This is a genomic window from Sphingomonas ginkgonis (assembly GCF_003970925.1).
Lineage (GTDB): Bacteria > Pseudomonadota > Alphaproteobacteria > Sphingomonadales > Sphingomonadaceae > Sphingomicrobium > Sphingomicrobium ginkgonis.
This window is the reverse complement of record NZ_RWJF01000001.1, coordinates 2,392,047-2,409,062: the sequence shown is the minus strand read 5'-3', so window position 1 is coordinate 2,409,062 and position 17,016 is coordinate 2,392,047. Positions and strand designations below refer to the sequence as shown.

Below are 17,016 nucleotides of genomic sequence, written 5' to 3'. Positions count from 1 at the left end.
ACGAGGTCACCGCCGGCTTCGTCTCGCCACCGGCAACAGCCGGGGCCTGGTCCATCACGCCGCCGTTTCCTCCAGGCTGTAGCCGAGCCCGCGGATGGTGGTGATGACGTCGGAACCGAGCTTCTTGCGGATGCGGGTGACAAAGACCTCGATCGTATTGCTGTCGCGGTCGAAGTCCTGGTCGTAAATATGTTCGATGAGCTCGGTCCGGCTCACCACCTTGCCCTTGTGGTGCATCAAGTAGGAGAGAAGCTTATACTCCTGCGCGGTAAGCTTGACCGGCTCGCCGTCCTTGGTGACCCGGCCCGAGCGGGTGTCGAGCCGGATGTCACCGGCGATCAGCTCGGAGCTGGCGTTGCCCGACGAGCGACGGATCAGGGCGCGAAGGCGGGCGATCAGCTCCTCGGTCTGGAACGGCTTGGCGAGATAATCGTCGGCACCGGCATCAAGCCCCGCGACCTTGTCCGACCAGCTGTCACGCGCCGTGAGAACGAGGACGGGCATCTTGCGACCTTCCTTCCGCCACCGGTCGAGCACCGTCAGACCGTCCACCTCAGGCAGCCCGAGATCGAGAACCACCGCGTCGTAGCTTTCGGTCGAGCCGAGATAATGGCCGTCCTCGCCATCCGTGGCGAGATCGATCGCGTACCCGGCACCTTCGAGGGTGGAGCGGAGCTGCCGCCCCAGATTGGGTTCGTCCTCGACGATCAGGACTCGCATTCAGTGGCTCCGGCTTCGTTCATCTTTGCCGCCTCAACCCGCAGGCGGGCGGTTCGGTTGCGCAACGAAGTGGCGTTCGCCGGCTGAAACGTCAATGAACGAGCCGCTTCAGTCGCCCGACTTGCCGACGATCCGGCCCGTAGCGGCGTCCACATCGACCCAGATCACGCGGCCATCGCGGACGAACTTGAGGCGATAGGTCGACCCGTTGAATTCGGGCCCGAGATAATCGGCGCCGCCCATATAGGGGATGACCCGCTGCTCGACGCGCGGAAGCGGGAGGGCGCGGCCGTCACGAAGCGCCCGGAAGGCGCGGTCCTGGTCGCGCGGACGATCAGCCAGAGCCGGGCTGGCAAGCAGGCTCGCTGCAAGCGCAGCGGCGGCAAGAGGGCGGATCAGGCGCATCACGAATCTTCTGAGCTGTGTTTTAGCACAAGGCATTGAATGCGTTATGAACCGCAGTTCGGTCGATTGTTCAGCCTTGTTCGTATCGGGTACCGTTTTGCGGATTGGCGTGACCGCGCGGGCACAGGAAGGTTGCGCGGAAGGCCGCGGCTCCCCAATGACCCTTCATCATGGCTGCCCCTATCTTATCCTACGAAGGCCTCGGACTGGTCCAGGGCGACGGCTGGCTGTTCCGCGGCATCGACCTCTATGTCGGTCCGCGCGACCGCCTCGCTCTGATCGGCCGCAACGGCGCCGGCAAGACGACGCTCCTCAAGTGTCTGGCGGGGCTGATCGAGACTGACGAGGGGCGGCGGACGATCGTTCCCGGCAAGAAGGTCGTGCTTCTCGAGCAGGATCCGTCGATTCCCGGCTTCGCCAGTCTCGAGGACTGGGTGCTCGCGGGCGAAGATGCACCAGCTCCTTACGAGGCGGCGGCGATCGCCGGGCAGCTCGGGATCGACCTTGCCCGTGAGACGGCGACAGCGAGCGGCGGCGAACGACGCCGGGCGGCGATCGTCCGGGCGCTGGCGCAGGAACCGGACGTGCTCCTGCTCGACGAGCCGACCAACCACCTCGACCTCGCGGCGATCGATTGGCTGGAGGACTGGCTCAAGCGGTTCAAGGGCGCCTTCGTGGTCATCAGCCACGACCGCACCTTCCTCACCCGGCTGACTTCCAGCTGCATTTGGCTCGACCGCGGAACTCTTCGGCGAGCGGAGATCGGCTTTGGTGGCTTCGATGCCTGGACCGAGCGGGTCTACGAGGAAGAGGCGCGGGCGGCGGAGAAGCTGGATGCCAAGCTCAAGCTGGAGCTGCATTGGCTGCAGCGCGGGGTGACCGCGCGGCGGCGCCGCAACCAGGGGCGGCTGGCCAAGCTCCACGAGATGCGGGCGCAGCGGGCAGCGATGATCGGCGGCCCGGGCGCGGCCAAGCTCGGGCTGGCCCGGGACGACGTGAAAACCAAGGCGGTGATCGACGCCGAGCGGGTGACCAAGGGCTTCGGTGACCGGCCCATCATCCGCGACTTCACCTTGCGCGTGCAGCGGGGCGACCGTATCGGGATTGTCGGCGCGAACGGGGCGGGAAAAACGACCCTGCTCAAGCTGCTGACCGGCGAGCTGCAGCCGGACGAGGGCAGAGTCACGCTGGCGAAGACGCTGAGCGGCATCGTCATCGACCAGCAGCGCAAGCTGATGGCGCCTGACAAGCGGGTGCGCGACGTGCTGGCGGAGGGCGGCGATTGGATCGACGTGCGGGGACACAAGACGCACATCAAGGGATATCTCAAGGATTTCCTCTTTTCGCCCGAGATGACCGAGGCGCCGGTCGGTTCGCTGTCCGGCGGCGAGCGGAGCCGGCTCCTGCTCGCCCGGGAGTTCGCGCGGGCGTCCAACCTCCTGGTACTGGACGAGCCGACCAACGATCTCGATCTCGAGACGCTCGACCTGCTGCAGGAAGTGATCGCCGATTATGACGGAACGGTCCTGATCGTCAGCCACGATCGCGATTTCCTCGACCGGACCGTGACGGTGACGCTCGGACTGGACGGGTCTGGCCGGGTTGACGTCATCGCGGGCGGTTATGAGGATTGGGCGAAGCGGCGGCGTGCCACCCTCCCGGCAGCTGGTCGCCGGGTCGCCGCGGAAGAGTCGGTCGCGGCGCGCACTTCGGCTTCTTCCGGCGCAGCGAGCGGGAAGGCCAAGCTCAGCTACAAGGACCAGCGCGATCTCGACCGATTGCCGCAGGAGATCGAGCGGATCGAGGGCGAGATCGGCAAGGTCGAGTTGGCGCTTGCCGATCCCAAGCTCTACGCGGAAAATCCTCGGCGCTTCGACGAGCTGATGACGAAGGCGGCGTCGCTGCGCGTGGAAAAGGAAGCAGCGGAGGAGCGCTGGCTGGAGGTGGCCGAGATGGCCGAGGCGCTGTCCGCCTGAACGGCTCGTAACTGTCAAGGACGGGCAAACCCAACTAACCCTCGCTCGAGCAGCGAGGAGACAAGATGGTCGAGCCGGCCGACGCCAAGGAATGGATCGACGAGGCGATCGAGCGTGAGGAGGAGAAGGGCAGGGCCGAGCGCGAGGAGGAGCGGCGCTTCCGCGACCGGCTGTCGCTGCTGGTCGGGTTGTTCGCCGTGCTGCTCGCCGTTATCCATGTCGTCGCGGCCGGAAGCCAGCGTGAGAGCGTGCTGCGCACCGTCCAGGCGTCCGATAGCTTCAACTACATGCAGGCGAAGATCATCCGCGAGACGGTGCTGCGTTCCAGCGCCGCCACGTCCGGCATCGCCGCTGCCAACCGTGCGGCAATGCTCAAGGAAGCCGACCGGCTGCGCCACGACGATGCCAAGGGGCACGGGATCGGCCAGCTCCAAGCCGAGGGTGACCGGCTGCGAAAGGAAGGCGAGACGGCTGCGGCGGAGGGCGAACGCTACGAGATGGGTGAAACGGCGTTTCAGGTCGCCATTGTTCTCCTATCGATCGCGCTGATCTCCCGCTCGCGAGCGGTGGTCGGGGGAGCGGTGGCACTGGCTGTCGCCGGACTGGCCGTTACGCTCGTTACCGCTTTATCGTTCGGCTGATCGCATGAAGCATCTCGCGCCCATCCACACCCATGCGCACGATTTCTGGTTTGCGCGCGGCTCGGTGCTGCTGGTGGTGATCCTCCAGCTGCTGATCATCAATCACCAGTTTTTGCCCGGCCCGCGATGGTTGTTCCCAACGCTGGAGTCGCTGCTGCTGCTGCCCCTGTCATTCGCGACTGCTTGGACCCAGATCAGCGTCCGCGACGCACGGCACAGTAAGCATTGGGACCGGGTCGCGCTGCTTCGCCGCTGGGTGCGCCGGATGGCGCTGACGCTCACCGCGCTGGTCACGCTTACCAATTTCGCGTCTCTCGTGACCCTGATCCGGGTCATGCTCGCGGGTCATTCGAACATCAGCGGGCCCTCGCTCCTGCTCGACGCAATGAACATCTGGGCGACCAACGTCATTGCCTTCTCGCTCATTTACTGGAGCACCGATCGCGGCGGTCCGGCCTCGTCGCACCTATGCATCAGCGACAAGGACGACTTTCTGTTTCCGCAGGAGACGCTCGACCAGTACAAGGACGACTGGACGCCGGGCTTTCCCGACTATCTCTATCTGAGCTTCACCAATGCGACGGCCTTCTCGCCGACCGACACGATGCCGCTGACGGATCGCGCGAAAATGCTGATGATGCTGGAGAGTGCAGTATCGCTTTTGACGCTCGCGCTGGTGGCGGCGCGCGCGGTCAACATCCTGAGCTAGCTCAGTTCCACAGCATGGCGCGGTAACGCTCGAAGCAGCGCTGGCCGCAGGTGAGCCGCATCAGTGCGCCCTCGGCGATCGCGGTCGCTCGGCGCGGATCCTCCGCGACCAGCGGAACGATCACCTCCTTGTTCCACTCCTCGCTGTGCTTCACGTCGAGCACGGCATGGAGGTCGAAGTAGCGGCGGGTCTTTGCGTCCAGGCCGAGGCGGCGCATGCCCGCTGCGACAGCAGCCGAACGCGCCGGGGCGGTCAGCTCGATGACCCCGAGAGCGCCGACCGAGTGCCACGCATAGTGACGGTTGCCGGCCATGGCCGTCATCGCGTTGGCGAGCGCAAGACTCTCCCAAACCGTCGTCTCGATTTCCGGCTCGAGCCCGAGCGTCTCGACCACGAAGTGGAGCATCGGGCCGTGCATTCCCTTTGGATTGCCGCGGCCCATCTCGTCCCAATAATTGCGAGCCAGTTCGAGCTTGGCGCGATCGGGAACACGAACCTGCGTCATGGCGACCAAGTCGTCGAACCCGGCCTCGCCGGCAGCCTCTTGGGTCAGGTATATCCTAAGCTCGTCGAGGCTTGCCTCGTCGGCGATCCAGGCGAACAGCGGGTCATGCTGTCCAGGGCCCTCCTGCTCCAGCTGCTCGAACCAGGCGATAAAGCCGGTGGGGTCAGTCGGCGCCTCGGCGGCGCGGCGGGCGACCTCGGCACGCAGTTCCTCGAGGAAGCCGATCTCGAGCCGCTTCATCCTGGCGTTGCGGTCGATCGCCGCGGCCGCGTCCGGACCGGGGAAGGCGGGAGCAAGGCGAGTTCGATTCCAGCGAGCGAGGGATTGCTGGAACGAGTCCGTCAGGAACTGCGAACCCGTCGGCGTGAATGCACGTGTAGCCATGGCCCCCCAGCGGGTGGGGGGCGGTAAGGTTCCGCTTTGCTACGGAGTTCGAAGCTTGGAGGCGCCGGTCAGGCCTGCAGCGCCGCCGTCCGTTCCCGAACCCGCCGTTCAAGGATGGTGAGCGGCATGGCGCCGTCCTTCAGTACTTCGTGGAACTGCTTGATGTTGAACCGCGAGCCGAGCGCCTTTTGAGCCTCGGCGCGAGCGCGGGTCCAGGCGATGTGGCCGAGCTTGTAGCTGCAGGCCTGGCCGATCATCGTGCAGTAGCGTTCGACTTCGCGCTGCGAGCGCGGGCGCGCGAAGCCGCTTGTCTGGACCATATAGTCGGTCGCCTGCTCCCGGCTCCACCGCTTCGAATGAAGCCCGGTGTCGACCACCAGTCGCGCCGCGCGAAACAGATAGGATTGGAGGAAGCCGGCCTTGCCGAGCGGATCGTTGGCATAAACGCCGAGCTCGTCAGCGACCTGCTCGGCGTACAGCGCCCAGCCTTCCGAATAGGCGGAGAAGAAGCCTAGTTTGCGCAGGGTCGGAATGTCCTTCGACTCCTGTGCAAGGCTGATCTGAAGATGATGACCGGGGACACCTTCATGGTAGCTCAGGGTCGGCAGCGAAAATTTGGGCCAGTCGCCGAGATCCTTGAGGTTGATGAAGTAGATGGCCGAGCGGGAGCCATCGAGCGCGGCTCGCTGGTAGTAGCCGTTCGACGCGCCATCCTGGATCTCGACCGGTACCGCGCGGATCTCGAGCGGGGCGTTGGGGAGGGTGGCGAAGTCGGCGGGAAGCCGGGCGTACATGTCCTTGACGCCGACGTTGAGGCTCTGAAGCAGCGCCGCGCGGCCCTCGGGAGTGTCGGGGTAGAGCTGCTTCGGATCGCGGTTGAGCGCGGCCAGACGCTGCCCGACCGTGCCTTGGCTCATGCCCTGGCTCTTGAGGATCGTGTCGAGCTGCGCGCTGATTTCCGCCACTTGGGCGAGGCCCATGCGATGGACCTCGTCGGGCGAGAAGTTGGTGGTGGTCGCCTGGCGGAGCGCCTCCGCGTAGATGGCAGCGCCATTGTCGAGGCGCCAGGCACCGTCGCCGGCCCGGGTAGTGGTCTTCAGCTGCTCCATGAGCGCGATCTGGCGATCCAGCGCCGGGTAGACGCCCTGCTGGACCAGTAGGGCGGCGCGCCGCTGCCAATCGCCGGCGATGCCCTTCTTGGCCGCGCGTCCGGCAAGCGAGCGGGTCAGCGTGTTCTGCTCGGGCGCAGGGGCGCGCAACTTGCGCATCTGGCCCAGCGTCAGGTCGATCGACCAAGCCGGTGCGAGGAAGCCGCGAGCGGCCATCGCGCGCTGGTTGGCGCTGTCGTTGTCGAGCAGGGTCGGGAACTGAGCCAGGCGGGCCAGATAGGCTTCTGCGTCTGCGGCGTCGTTGATCGTGTGCGCGGTATTGAGAAAGTCGGGCGTCGAGTAATAGGCGCCGCCCTGCTGCGTGATCGGGTAGGGCCGCTGCGCGCTATCGATGTCGAAGCGAGCCGGCGAGGTCGCCTGCGTCTCCAGCGAATAGAGCACCACCTCGCGATTGAGCTGGGCGGCGGGCGAGAGGCCGGCCGGACCAATTGCGCGGACCTTGGCAATGTCGCGGCGGGTGAGCGCCAGGTCCTCGCGCCGCGCCTGTGCGTCCGGACGGGTGTCGAAGCGTGACTTGAGCGCAGCGTTCGGACCCTTGTCGAGGCCGAGCGAGGTCGCGAGATTCGGGGAGCGGCGCACCCGGTCCTGGAAGATTTGTTCGAACGCGGCGTTGAGCTCCGCATCGCGGGCACCACTCGTGGCTGCGGCGACCTTGCGAGCTGGGGCGGCAACCGCCTCCGAGGCGGCGACGGCAAGAGCGGTCCCCGCGGTACCGAGGAAATTACGGCGGTTCATACTGGCTTCCTTTACGCGGAGCGGAGCTGGGCCTGGGTGCGCTCGCGGACCCGGCGTTCGAGGATGGTAAGCGGCATCGCGCCGTCCTTCAGAACCTCATGGAACTGGCGGAGGTCGAATTTGGACCCGAGCGCCTGCTGCGATTCACGGCGGAGGCGGTTCCAGGCGAGATGCCCGATCTTGTAGCTGCACGCCTGGCCGGGCGAGGCGCAGTAGCGCTCGACTTCGCGCTGCGTGCGGGGACGGGCAAAGCCGGTGGTCTGGACCATGTAATCAGTCGCCTGCTCCCGGCTCCAGCGCTTGTGGTTGAGCCCGGTGTCGACGACCAGCCGGGCGGCGCGGAAGAGGTAGGATTGGAGATAGCCGGCGCGCTCGATGCCCTTGTAGGCGCCGAGCTCGTCGGCGAGCTGCTCGGCATAGAGCGCCCAGCCTTCGCCGTAGGCGGAGTAGAACTGGTTGCGGCGAAGCATCGGCAAGTCGCCGGACTGCTGCGCGATGCTGCCCTGCAGATGGTGCCCGGGGACGCCTTCGTGAAAGGTCAGTGCCGGGAGCGAATATTTCGGCCAGTCGGTCGTCGACTTCAAGTTGATGAAGTAGATCGCCGGACGGGTGCCGTCGAGGCTGGCCGGATTGTAGTAGCCGTTAGGCGCGCCTTCCTGGATCTCGACCGGCACGCGGCGGATCTCCAGCGGCTGCTTGGGCAGGGTTGCGAACGCGCGCGGAAGGCGGGCTTCCATGTCGCGGACCCCGGCGTTGAGGCTGTCGATCAGCTGGCGGCGACCCTCGTCGGTGTCGGGGTAGAGCTGCTCGGGCGACTTGTTGAGGGCAGTCAGCCGCTGGCCGACGCTGCCCTGCGTCATTCCGGCGGCGCGCAGCAGCGGGTCGAGCTGGCCCTCGATCTCGCGGACCTGGTCAAGGCCGAGCTGGTGGACCTGGTCGGGCGTGTAGTCGGTGGTGGTCGCCTCGCGCAGGGCCGCGGCATAGACGGCGTCGCCGTGCGGAACCCGCCACACGCCGTCGCCGGCCGGGGTCCGGCCGCGCAGCTCGCGCACCATCGCGATCTGTCGGTCGAGCGCGGGATAGACCTGGCCGCGGACGATCGCCGCCGCGCGCGCCTGCCAGTTGCCAGGGATGTTCTTGGCGCGGGTCCGGGTGACCAGCGAAACAGTCATCGTGTTCTGCTCGGGTGCGGGCGAGCGCAGCGCCTGCATCTGCTTGAGCACCAGGTCGAGCGACCAGCCGGGCGCGACATAGCCGCGCGCGGCCTGGCGGCGCTGCTCGGCGGCCTCGGCGTCGAGCACCGCCGGGAACTGCGACAGGCGGGCGAGATAGGCCTCGGCATCGCGGGCATTGTCGATGGTGTGGCCGGTATTGAGAAAGTCGGGTATCGAGAAATAGGCGCCGTCCTGCTGGCTCAGCACATAGGGGCGCTGCGCATCGTCGAAGTCGAAGTGGGTCGGCCCGAACATGTTGGTCTCGAGGTCGTAGATCACGATCTCGCGATTGAGCCTCGCCATAGGCGAGAGGCGCGCCGGATCGAAGGCGTTGAGCTCGGCGAGGTGGCGGCGGTTGGCGGCGAGGTCGGCGGCCCGGCTGACGGTTGCCGGGCGGGTGTCGAGCTTGAACTTGAGCGCGGCGTTCGGACCCTTGTCGAGCCCGAGGAACGACGCATAGGTTGGGTGATCGCGGACCTGCTCGTTGAAAATTCGATCGAACAGCGCATTCAGGGCGGCGTCGCGCTGACCGGCTCCCGCGAGTCGCGCGGCACGGCGCACCGGAGCGGCCGCGGCCTCCAGCCCGACGAAGGCGGTGGCAGCGCCGGCGGAAGCCAGGAAATGGCGACGATCCATCTTTCTCTCCCCTTGAAGCCCGGCGACCCTAACCCGGCGACACGCCCGGGCAATGCTGTTCGTCGAAGCGAGGGGAATGTTTGCAGATGGACGGCGCGCCAAGGCGCCCTTCCTCAGGCGGTCAGCTGATACTGCTTGAGAAGGTCGTAGAGGGTCGGCCGGCTGATCCCGAGCAGCTTGGCTGCGCCGGAGATGTTGTTTTCGGTCCGGGTCAGAGCCTGGCGGATGGCGCGGCGATCGGCGACCTCGCGCGCGGCGCGCAGGTTGATCGGCGCAGGCTCTCCCGAGCCGCGATTGCCGGGCAGATCGAGGTCCTCGGCGGTGACCAGCTTGCCGTCGGCCATGATCACGGCGCGCTTGAGCCGGTTTTCCAGCTCGCGGACGTTGCCGGGCCAGGCATAGCTGTCGACTGCGGCGAGCGCGTCGGGCGAGAGGCCAGCGACCCGCGGGTTGAGGTCGCGCGCAAATCGATTGGCGAAGTGGCGGGCAAGTAGGACTGCGTCGCCGGCCCGCTCGGCGAGGCTCGGGATGGCAACGACGATCTCCGCCAAGCGGTAATAGAGGTCCTCACGAAAACGGCCGTCGGCGGTCATCGCGTCGAGATCTTGGTGCGTGGCGCAGACGATCCGCGTGTCGACCGCGATCGGCTGCCGGCCGCCGATCCGCTCGATCACTCGCTCCTGGAGGAAGCGCAGCAGCTTGACCTGCAAGGGCAGCGGGATGTCACCGACCTCGTCGAGAAACAGGGTGCCTCCCTGCGCCTGCTCGATCTTGCCAGGAACGGTCTTCACCGCGCCGGTAAAGGCCCCTCGTTCGTAGCCGAACAGCTCGGCTTCGAGCAGATTTTCCGGGATTGCGGCGCAGTTGATGGCGACGAAGGTGCCCGACGCCCGCGGGCTCTTCTCGTGGACTGCGCGGGCGAGCAGCTCCTTGCCCGTCCCGCTCGCCCCGAGCAGCATGACCGAAACGTCGGCGGAGGCCACCCGTTCGATCGTGCGGGCGACCTTCAGCATCTCTGGCGCGCCCGAGATCATGGTTCCCAGCACCGCCGTCCCGCTGCCTCCTTCCGCCTCGAGCCGCCGGTTCTCGCTTTCGATACCATGCAGATGGAAGGCGCGGGCGACGATCAGCCCGAGATCGTCGATGTCGAGCGGCTTGCGATAGAAGTCATAGGCGCCGAGCGCGATGGCCTTGAGGGCGCTCTCCCGCGCACCATGACCGGAGGCAACAATCACCTTGCAGTCGGGCTTAAGCGAGAGGATTTCGGTGAGGGTCGCGAAACCCTCCGAGGTCCCGTCCGGGTCGGGGGGGAGGCCCAGATCGAGCGTTACCACCGCAGGCTCGTGTAGGCGCAGCATCTCGAGTGCGCTGGCTTGATCGCCGGCGAGCACCACGCGGTAGCCGTCGTACGCCCATTTCAGCTGGCGCTGCAGGCCTTCGTCATCTTCCACGACGAGCAACACGGGAAGGTCGGGCTGGAGGTCGGTCATGCGGTCTTCCGGAGGCGCGCCGGGGCGGTCACTTCCGCGGCGATGGGGAGAGTGATTGTGAAGCGCGTGCCTTTGCCGACACGACTGTCGACGGACAGCCGTCCGCCCATCGCAGCGACCAGCGAACGGGCCTCGAAGGCGCCAACGCCAAAGCCGTTTTCCTTGGTCGAGGCAAAGGGCTGGAACAGGCGCGTGCGGATGAACTCGGGATCCATCCCGCTGCCATGGTCTAGGATGTCGATTACCACGTCGGTCGATCGGCGGCCCACCCGGACGGTGACCGGCTCGTCCGTCGGCGACGCATCGATTGCGTTCTGAACTAGATGGCCGACGGCATGCTCGAGCTGAACGGCATCGCCGACAGCCCACAGCGCTGCGTCGCCGAGCAGCAGCACGTCGTGGCTCCGGCGCTTGGCCGCAATCGCCGCGGACAAGACCGGACGAAGCGCAATGGGCGAGCGTTGGGCCGGAACGCCGCGAGCGGCCGGAGCCAGCCGGGCGAGCAGGTCGTTCATCTTGCCCACCGAGCCCTTGAGCGTAGCAACCATGTCGGCCTGGAACTCGGCATTGCCGGCGTGGCGCTCGGCATTGCGGCTGAGCAGCGACAGCTGGCTCACGAGGTTCTTGATGTCGTGGAGGATGAAGGCGAAGCGGCGGTTGAACTCCTCGAAGCGCTGGGCATTGGCGAGCGCCTGCTGGCCATGCGCCTCGGCGAGGCTTGAGGCCGCCTGTCGCCCGGCGGTGCGAAGCAGGTCGAAATCTTCCCAGTCCAGTGCGCGGCGGATGGCGGGCGCAGCAAGCACTACCAGGCCCACCAGTCGCTCGCCGTGCACCAGCGGAACGGCGACCCACGCCTCGAGATCCGCCACAAGCCAGGCCGGGACCGGAAGCGCGAGGTCGCGCGGGGAGCCGTAGCGGCTGCGGTGCGCGTCGAACTCGACGATCCGCGTTTCGCCCTCGACGGCCGCCCAGAAGACACTGTCCTCCGCTTCCTCGCCGGCCCCCGAGCTCTCCCCCGTCCAGTTCCACATGGCGGCGACGGAAATGGTCCCCCCATCGTTGGCCGCAAGCAGCAGGCCGCCGGGCGAATCCACGATATCACCGAACGCCTTGATCATCCGCTCCCCGAGCGGCGGAGCGCTCGGTTCGCTGGCGCCGAGCGTGGCGGTGAAGCGGAGCCACTCCGAGCGATAATCGTAGCGATGCTCGAAGAAATGCTTGGCCACCTTAACCTTGGCCCAGGCGCGCGCCCGGCTGCTCGGCAGCACCACCATCGCCGCGAGCGTCATCCCGGCAAGCAGCAGCAGGGCCGCGCTGCGCGCCCAGTCCCACCCGGAGCCTCGCAGCGCGGTGGCGAGGATGGCCATGATCGCAAAGTAGGAGCAGATGGCGAGCAGCGAGAGGGACTGGAAGGTCGCGGCGCGCGAAAGACTGATTCGCCAGCTGTCGCCCCGCCGCGCACCCAGCGCGAAGAGCGGTGCGGTGAGTGCGACCGCGAGCCCGCGCCACTGGAACAGCCCGCCGGTAAGACCGCTGTCGAGATAGGCAATGGTGTAGAGGTTGAGATCGTAGACCCAGGTCAGCGCAAGCGCCGCCATGACTGGACGGATGCTTGTCCGGCTGGCGGGAGCCGCCTGGCCGTAGAGATTGTGCACCAGCACCAGCGCGCCCGCGGAACCGGTGATGCGCAGGATGGTGGAGGTGAGCGAAACGGCGGCGGTGCGGTTGTCGACGCTGATCGCCGGCAGGAGGTCGACGATGAACTGCATGCCCATCACGGCGGTCACGGCCGCGTAGACCAGCCGAACGCCCTGCTGCCGATCGCGGGGGCTGGCCGACGGGCTGCTGCTCGACAGGGCGTAAAGAAGACCGACCCAGACGAGATTGCGAGCGGTCTCGGCGGCTGCGACCAGCATGACGAGCGGAGCGATGGCTGAGAGCCAGGCCCAGACGGCGGTCAGCGCGAAGCCGGCCAGCAGCAGCCGCGGGCCGTTCTGGCGGGCTCCTGCAACCAGTTGCCAGATGATCAGGCTCGCGAACAGCAGCGCCGCGAGCGCATGGCTCCAGAAGACGACGAGGGCGCCGACCCGAGGCCCAACTGTCAGCCAATCCGACATGCGCTACCTGTCGGCGAAATTTACAAAGATATTCTGAACGGCGCTGCTAAGACCTGACGACAAGAGGAGACTGGTCGATGCGGCAGATGGGGATGAGCGGGATCGCAGTGGCGCCGATCGCGCTCGGCGGAAACGTTTTCGGCTGGACGGCGGACGAGGCGACGAGCTTTCGGCTGCTCGACGCCTTCGTCGACGCGGGCGGCAACATGATCGACACGGCCGATGTCTATTCGGCCTGGGTGCCCGGGCATCAGGGCGGTGAGAGCGAGACGGTGATCGGACGCTGGCTACGAAGGGACCCTGCCAAGCGAAACAAGGTCGTGATCGCTTCCAAGACCGGCATGATGGGCGGCCTTGCGCCAGACAAGATTGCTGAGGCTTGCGACCAATCACTGCGCCGCCTCGGGGTCCAAACCATCGATCTTTATTACGAGCATAAGGATGACGAGGCTGTCCCGCTGACCGAGAGCCTTGAGGCCTTCGAGCGGCTTCGTGAGGCAGGCAAGATCGCAGCGGTGGGGGTCAGCAACTTTTCGGCCGCGCGCCTCGAGGAAGCGCTCGACGTCGCGGTCCGGGCCGGGTGGGAGCCGGCGGCGGCGATGCAGGGCTGGTACAATCTCGTCGAGCGCGGCAAGTTCGAGGACGACATCCAGGACGTGGTCACCGGCCGCGGCGTCGGCTTCTTCTCCTACTACAGTTTGGCCAACGGCTTCCTCGCTGGCAAATATCGTTCGGAGGCGGACCTGGGGAAGTCCGTCCGAGGCGGGCGCAACCGGGAATATGTCGACAGTGACAAGGGCAGGGCGGTGCTCGCCGCGCTGGACGAAGTCGCGGGCGAGACTGGCGCCGCTCAGGCGACCGTGGCTCTGGCCTGGACCAAGGCGCAGCCGGGCGTGACGGCAGCGATCGCCAGCGCGACCAGTGAGGAGCAGATGAAGCAACTGGTCGGGGCTCTGACGCTGGACCTCAGCCCGGCACAGCTGCAGCGGCTTGACGAGGCGAGCGCCTAACGACGCTAACGCCGGACCGCGCGTTCGCCGCGACGGGGCGAACTGGTCCTCCCGGTGCCGTCGCCTATGGTGGCCGGCATCAGGCGAGGGCGAAGAAGATGAGCTGGATGATCGGACGTAATGCGGCACTGGCTGATCCGGAGTCGGCGCGGCGCAAGGCAGCGGCCAAGCTGAAGGAGCTGGTCGAGCTCGACGACCCCGAGGCGGCGATCTTCCCCGTGCTGGTGGATGCGCTCCTCCTGGTGGAAAGCTACCGCGGCGCGCGGCACCAGATCAGCTTCCTGCCGGAACTGACGGAGAGCGTGGACGGCTTGTTGCGCGAGCTGGACATCGCCGAGAAGGCGAAACTCTGGGCTGCCGAATAGTCGGCTGCAGGCTCAGGCTTTCTTCAGCACGTCCATCGCCAACGTGGTCATCGCCTCGGTAGCAGTCGAGATGACCGTCTCCGCTTCGGGAGCCCAGTAGGGCGAGTGAAGCGAGGGGAGCTTGGCGGCGTCCCCACCCGCGGCATCCCACTTGGCCTTGGGCGTTCCCCCGACCCAGAAGATCAGGCTCTGGATCGACTTGTCGGCGAGATAGAAGCGGCTGAAATCCTCGCCGCCCATTACCGCAGGGGTTTTTACCACGCGAGTTTGGCCGAACGTGCCGGCGAGCACGCCCATCGCATGGTCGCTGAGCGGTTCGGTGTTGAAGGTCGAGGGTGTGAACATCTCTTCGTGAACCGTGACAACCGGCATCCTGTTGTCCGGCATGCCGGCGGCGATCGCCTCGCCGCGCGCGATGCGGGCAATGCCGCCGAGCAGCGCCTTGCGGACCTCGGGCGTGTAGCTCCGCACCGTCAACTGGAGCTTGGCGCTGTCCGAGATGATGTTGTGCTTGGTTCCGGCATGAAAGCTGCCGACCGTTACGACGGCGGGCTGCTGCGGATCATTTTCGCGACTGACCAAGGTCTGAAGGGCCATGACGATCCGACTGGCGAGGACGATCGGATCCTTGGTGGTCTGCGGGTAGGCACCGTGACCGCCGATCCCGCGGACGTCGATATCGACGCTGTCGACGTTGGCCAGCGCATAGCCGGGTGCGATCCCGATCACGCCGGCAGGCAGAGCCGCCGCGTCGTGGAAGGCAAGGGCCGTGGTCGGCTTGGGAAAACGGGTGAACAGCCCGTCATCGAGCATCGCCTTGGCGCCCTGACCGGTTTCCTCACCGGGCTGGAGGATCATTACCAGCGTACCCGACCAGCGATCCTTGGCTGCTGCCATCCGGCGGGCGGTGCCAAGCCAAGCGGTCATGTGGGTGTCGTGGCCGCATGCGTGCATCACCGGCGTGTCGTCGCCGGTCAGGGTCCTGCCGTGGACCTTGGAGGCGAACGGCAGACCGGTCTGCTCGGCGACCGGGAGTGCATCCATGTCGGCGCGGATGAGAAGCACCGGGCCTAGTCCGTTCTTCATGACCGCGACCACCCCGGTCTTGCCGACGTGCTCAGTTACCTGGAAGCCGAGCTTGCGCGCTTCGGCGGCCAGCTTTGCCGGCGAGCGCACCTCCTGCATGCTGAGTTCGGGATTGGCATGAAGGTCGCGGTACAGCGCCATCAGCTGCGGCATGTCGGCGCGGACCCCGTCGGACACAGCCGTCGCGGCATCGGCAGGGAAGGGGATCGCCAGCAGGGCGGCGGAGGCGAGCAGGAGGCGGATCATGCTACGAGTGTAGGGAGCGCCACCGCCGCGTCCAGAGCCTTCTCGCGCTTAGCTGGCGCTCAGCTCGATGACATCGAACAGGCTGTCGAAGCGCGGGCTGGGCATCGCCAGCCGGTATCGCCCGGGACCGATCCGCTCGACGAACCCAACGACGTCCCGCTCCTGATCCCAGCCATATTGCATCGCACGACTCTCGTCGCTGAACAGCAGCGTTCCGAGGAACACCTGGCGGAGCGGGTCGCCGGGGAAGATCAGGCCAACCTGGCGCTGGGTGCCGCTGAGCTTGGCGAAGCCCTGCAGTTGGCGCTCCTGGCGTACCTCGCACCCGAAGCGAGGGTAGGACACGAAGGTCACCCCTCCCGGCGAGCGCGCGCCGAGCTTGATGAGCCGGCACTGATAGGTGCCGTTGCGAATGGCGCCGCCGAGCGCTGCGTCGGGTTGCAGCAGGCGACCTTCCGAGGCGATCTCCGCGCCATGACCTGCCGCCCGCGCCTGTGCGAGCGCCTGCAGCCAGGTGCTGCGCCAGTTGCGCAGCCGCTCGCGGTCCTGCGGAGTCGCGGCGGCTCTCCAGTCGCTGCTCGGATGCGCGATGATCCGTCCTGATCCGGTCGAGGCGCAGGCCTGGAGCAACAGGCCAAGTACAGGAAGAATCAAGCTTTTTCGGATCATGGGGAGAGGGTGACCCAAGCGGCCGGCTGATGCAATCCTCACTGCGCGGTCCAGCCGCCATCCATGCTGAGATTGGCGCCGGTGATCGAGGCTGCGCCGTCGGTGGTGAGATACAAGGCGAGGCTGGCGACCTCCTCCACGGTGACGAACTTCTTCGTCGGCTGGGCGGCGAGGAGGACGTCGTTCATCACCTGGTCGCGGCTGAGCCCGCGGGTCTTCATCGTGTCGGGGATCTGCCTTTTCACCAGCGGCGTCCAGACATAGCCGGGCGATATGCAGTTGACCGTAACCCCATGGGGAGCGGTCTCGAGCGCCACGGTCTTGGTGAAGCCGGCGACCCCATGCTTCGCGGCGACGTATGCGCTCTTGTTGGGTGATGCGACGAGGCTATGGGCGCTGGCGGTGTTGATGATCCGGCCCCAGCCACGCTCCTTCATCGCGCCGACGGTGAGCCGTACCGTGTGGAACACGGCATTGAGATTGATCGCGATGATGGCGTCCCAGCGGTCGGGCGGGAAGGAGTCCACCGGCGCGACATGCTGGATGCCGGCATTGTTCACGACGACGTCCGGGGTCCCGAGCTCGGTCGTGCAGAGCGCGACCATCTGCTCGATCTCGTCGGCTCGCGAGAGGTCGGCGTCGCTGTATACGGCGCCGAGTTCGTCCTGGATCGCACGGATCTCGGTGGGCTCGCCGAAACCGTTGATCATCACGGAGGCGCCGGCCTGCGAGAGCGCGCGCGCGATCCCGAGCCCGATGCCCGAGGTGGAGCCGGTCACGAGCGCAACCTTGCCGTTCAGATGCATTGCCAATCTCCGTGCGTCAGGGGCTCGGCGCGACTGCGGGGCAGGGCCGCAGCGGCGTCGCCTTCACCTGCCGCAATGACGGCTTGCACGGCGATTGCAACTGTAACGGCAGCGAAGCATTCAGACCGACAAG

General features: G+C 66.7%; 15 protein-coding genes. 5 read left to right on the top strand and 10 right to left on the bottom strand.

Annotation, left to right across the window (positions count from 1 at the left end):
* Nucleotides 1-54: 54 nt before the first annotated feature.
* Nucleotides 55-720 carry a response regulator transcription factor gene (locus HMF7854_RS11630; protein WP_126719246.1) on the bottom strand — a complete coding sequence of 222 codons (666 nt, stop codon included), beginning with the start codon at nt 718-720 and terminating at the stop codon, nt 55-57.
* A gap of 108 nt (nt 721-828) precedes the next feature.
* Entirely contained in the window at nt 829-1,125 is a 297-nt protein-coding gene (locus HMF7854_RS11625; protein ID WP_126719245.1) for a PepSY domain-containing protein, read from the bottom strand.
* A gap of 170 nt (nt 1,126-1,295) precedes the next feature.
* Here HMF7854_RS11625 and HMF7854_RS11620 point away from each other — a divergent pair, with 170 nt between their 5' ends.
* The 3 genes from HMF7854_RS11620 (at nt 1,296) to HMF7854_RS11610 (ending at nt 4,451) form a co-directional block, all read left to right on the top strand.
* The gene (locus HMF7854_RS11620; RefSeq protein WP_126719244.1) at nt 1,296-3,101 is read left to right on the top strand and encodes an ABC-F family ATP-binding cassette domain-containing protein; all 1,806 of its coding nucleotides are present in this window, start codon (nt 1,296-1,298) and stop codon (nt 3,099-3,101) included.
* Nucleotides 3,102-3,166: 65 nt separating this feature from the next.
* On the top strand, nt 3,167-3,742 hold the full coding sequence (locus HMF7854_RS11615; RefSeq protein ID WP_126719243.1) for a DUF4337 family protein: 576 nt from the start codon (nt 3,167-3,169) through the stop codon (nt 3,740-3,742).
* A gap of 4 nt (nt 3,743-3,746) precedes the next feature.
* Nucleotides 3,747-4,451 carry a hypothetical protein gene (locus HMF7854_RS11610; RefSeq protein ID WP_126719242.1) on the top strand — a complete coding sequence of 235 codons (705 nt, stop codon included), beginning with the start codon at nt 3,747-3,749 and terminating at the stop codon, nt 4,449-4,451.
* Nucleotide 4,452: 1 nt separating this feature from the next.
* Here the strand turns inward: HMF7854_RS11610 and HMF7854_RS11605 are convergent, their stop codons facing one another.
* The 5 genes from HMF7854_RS11605 to prsK all read right to left on the bottom strand — a co-directional run bounded on the left by HMF7854_RS11605 (nt 4,453) and on the right by prsK (nt 12,701).
* The gene (locus HMF7854_RS11605) at nt 4,453-5,340 is read right to left on the bottom strand and encodes an iron-containing redox enzyme family protein (protein ID WP_126719241.1); all 888 of its coding nucleotides are present in this window, start codon (nt 5,338-5,340) and stop codon (nt 4,453-4,455) included.
* 68 nt (nt 5,341-5,408) lie between these two features.
* Nucleotides 5,409-7,244, bottom strand: coding sequence for a DUF885 domain-containing protein (locus HMF7854_RS11600; RefSeq protein ID WP_126719240.1), 1,836 nt, complete (start codon nt 7,242-7,244; stop codon nt 5,409-5,411).
* 11 nt (nt 7,245-7,255) lie between these two features.
* The gene (locus HMF7854_RS11595; protein ID WP_126719239.1) at nt 7,256-9,094 is read right to left on the bottom strand and encodes a DUF885 domain-containing protein; all 1,839 of its coding nucleotides are present in this window, start codon (nt 9,092-9,094) and stop codon (nt 7,256-7,258) included.
* Nucleotides 9,095-9,207: 113 nt separating this feature from the next.
* Nucleotides 9,208-10,584 (bottom strand): PEP-CTERM-box response regulator transcription factor, encoded by a 1,377-nt coding sequence (gene prsR, locus HMF7854_RS11590; RefSeq protein WP_126719238.1) that lies wholly within the window; start codon nt 10,582-10,584, stop codon nt 9,208-9,210.
* Complete coding sequence (gene prsK, locus HMF7854_RS11585) at nt 10,581-12,701, bottom strand: XrtA/PEP-CTERM system histidine kinase PrsK (RefSeq protein WP_126719237.1); 2,121 nt, start codon at nt 12,699-12,701, stop codon at nt 10,581-10,583. The genes prsR and prsK overlap by 4 nt, the downstream gene beginning before the upstream one ends.
* A 77-nt stretch (nt 12,702-12,778) precedes the next feature.
* Here prsK and HMF7854_RS11580 point away from each other — a divergent pair, with 77 nt between their 5' ends.
* Together HMF7854_RS11580 and HMF7854_RS11575 are read left to right on the top strand one after the other, a co-directional pair.
* Nucleotides 12,779-13,711: an aldo/keto reductase gene (locus HMF7854_RS11580; RefSeq protein WP_126719236.1), complete on the top strand. Its 933-nt coding sequence runs from the start codon at nt 12,779-12,781 to the stop codon at nt 13,709-13,711.
* A gap of 98 nt (nt 13,712-13,809) precedes the next feature.
* The gene (locus HMF7854_RS11575; RefSeq protein ID WP_126719235.1) at nt 13,810-14,076 is read left to right on the top strand and encodes a hypothetical protein; all 267 of its coding nucleotides are present in this window, start codon (nt 13,810-13,812) and stop codon (nt 14,074-14,076) included.
* A gap of 12 nt (nt 14,077-14,088) precedes the next feature.
* On the opposite strand, the gene HMF7854_RS11570 is transcribed toward HMF7854_RS11575, so the two are convergent.
* Genes HMF7854_RS11570 through HMF7854_RS11560 form a run of 3 tightly spaced genes read right to left on the bottom strand, consistent with a single transcriptional unit; the run spans nt 14,089 to nt 16,883 of the window.
* Nucleotides 14,089-15,408 carry an amidohydrolase gene (locus HMF7854_RS11570; RefSeq protein ID WP_126719234.1) on the bottom strand — a complete coding sequence of 440 codons (1,320 nt, stop codon included), beginning with the start codon at nt 15,406-15,408 and terminating at the stop codon, nt 14,089-14,091.
* 48 nt (nt 15,409-15,456) lie between these two features.
* Nucleotides 15,457-16,077, bottom strand: coding sequence for a DUF4893 domain-containing protein (locus tag HMF7854_RS11565; RefSeq protein WP_126719233.1), 621 nt, complete (start codon nt 16,075-16,077; stop codon nt 15,457-15,459).
* A gap of 38 nt (nt 16,078-16,115) precedes the next feature.
* Nucleotides 16,116-16,883 (bottom strand): 3-hydroxybutyrate dehydrogenase, encoded by a 768-nt coding sequence (locus HMF7854_RS11560; protein WP_126719232.1) that lies wholly within the window; start codon nt 16,881-16,883, stop codon nt 16,116-16,118.
* Between the last annotated feature and the right edge of the window lie 133 nt (nt 16,884-17,016).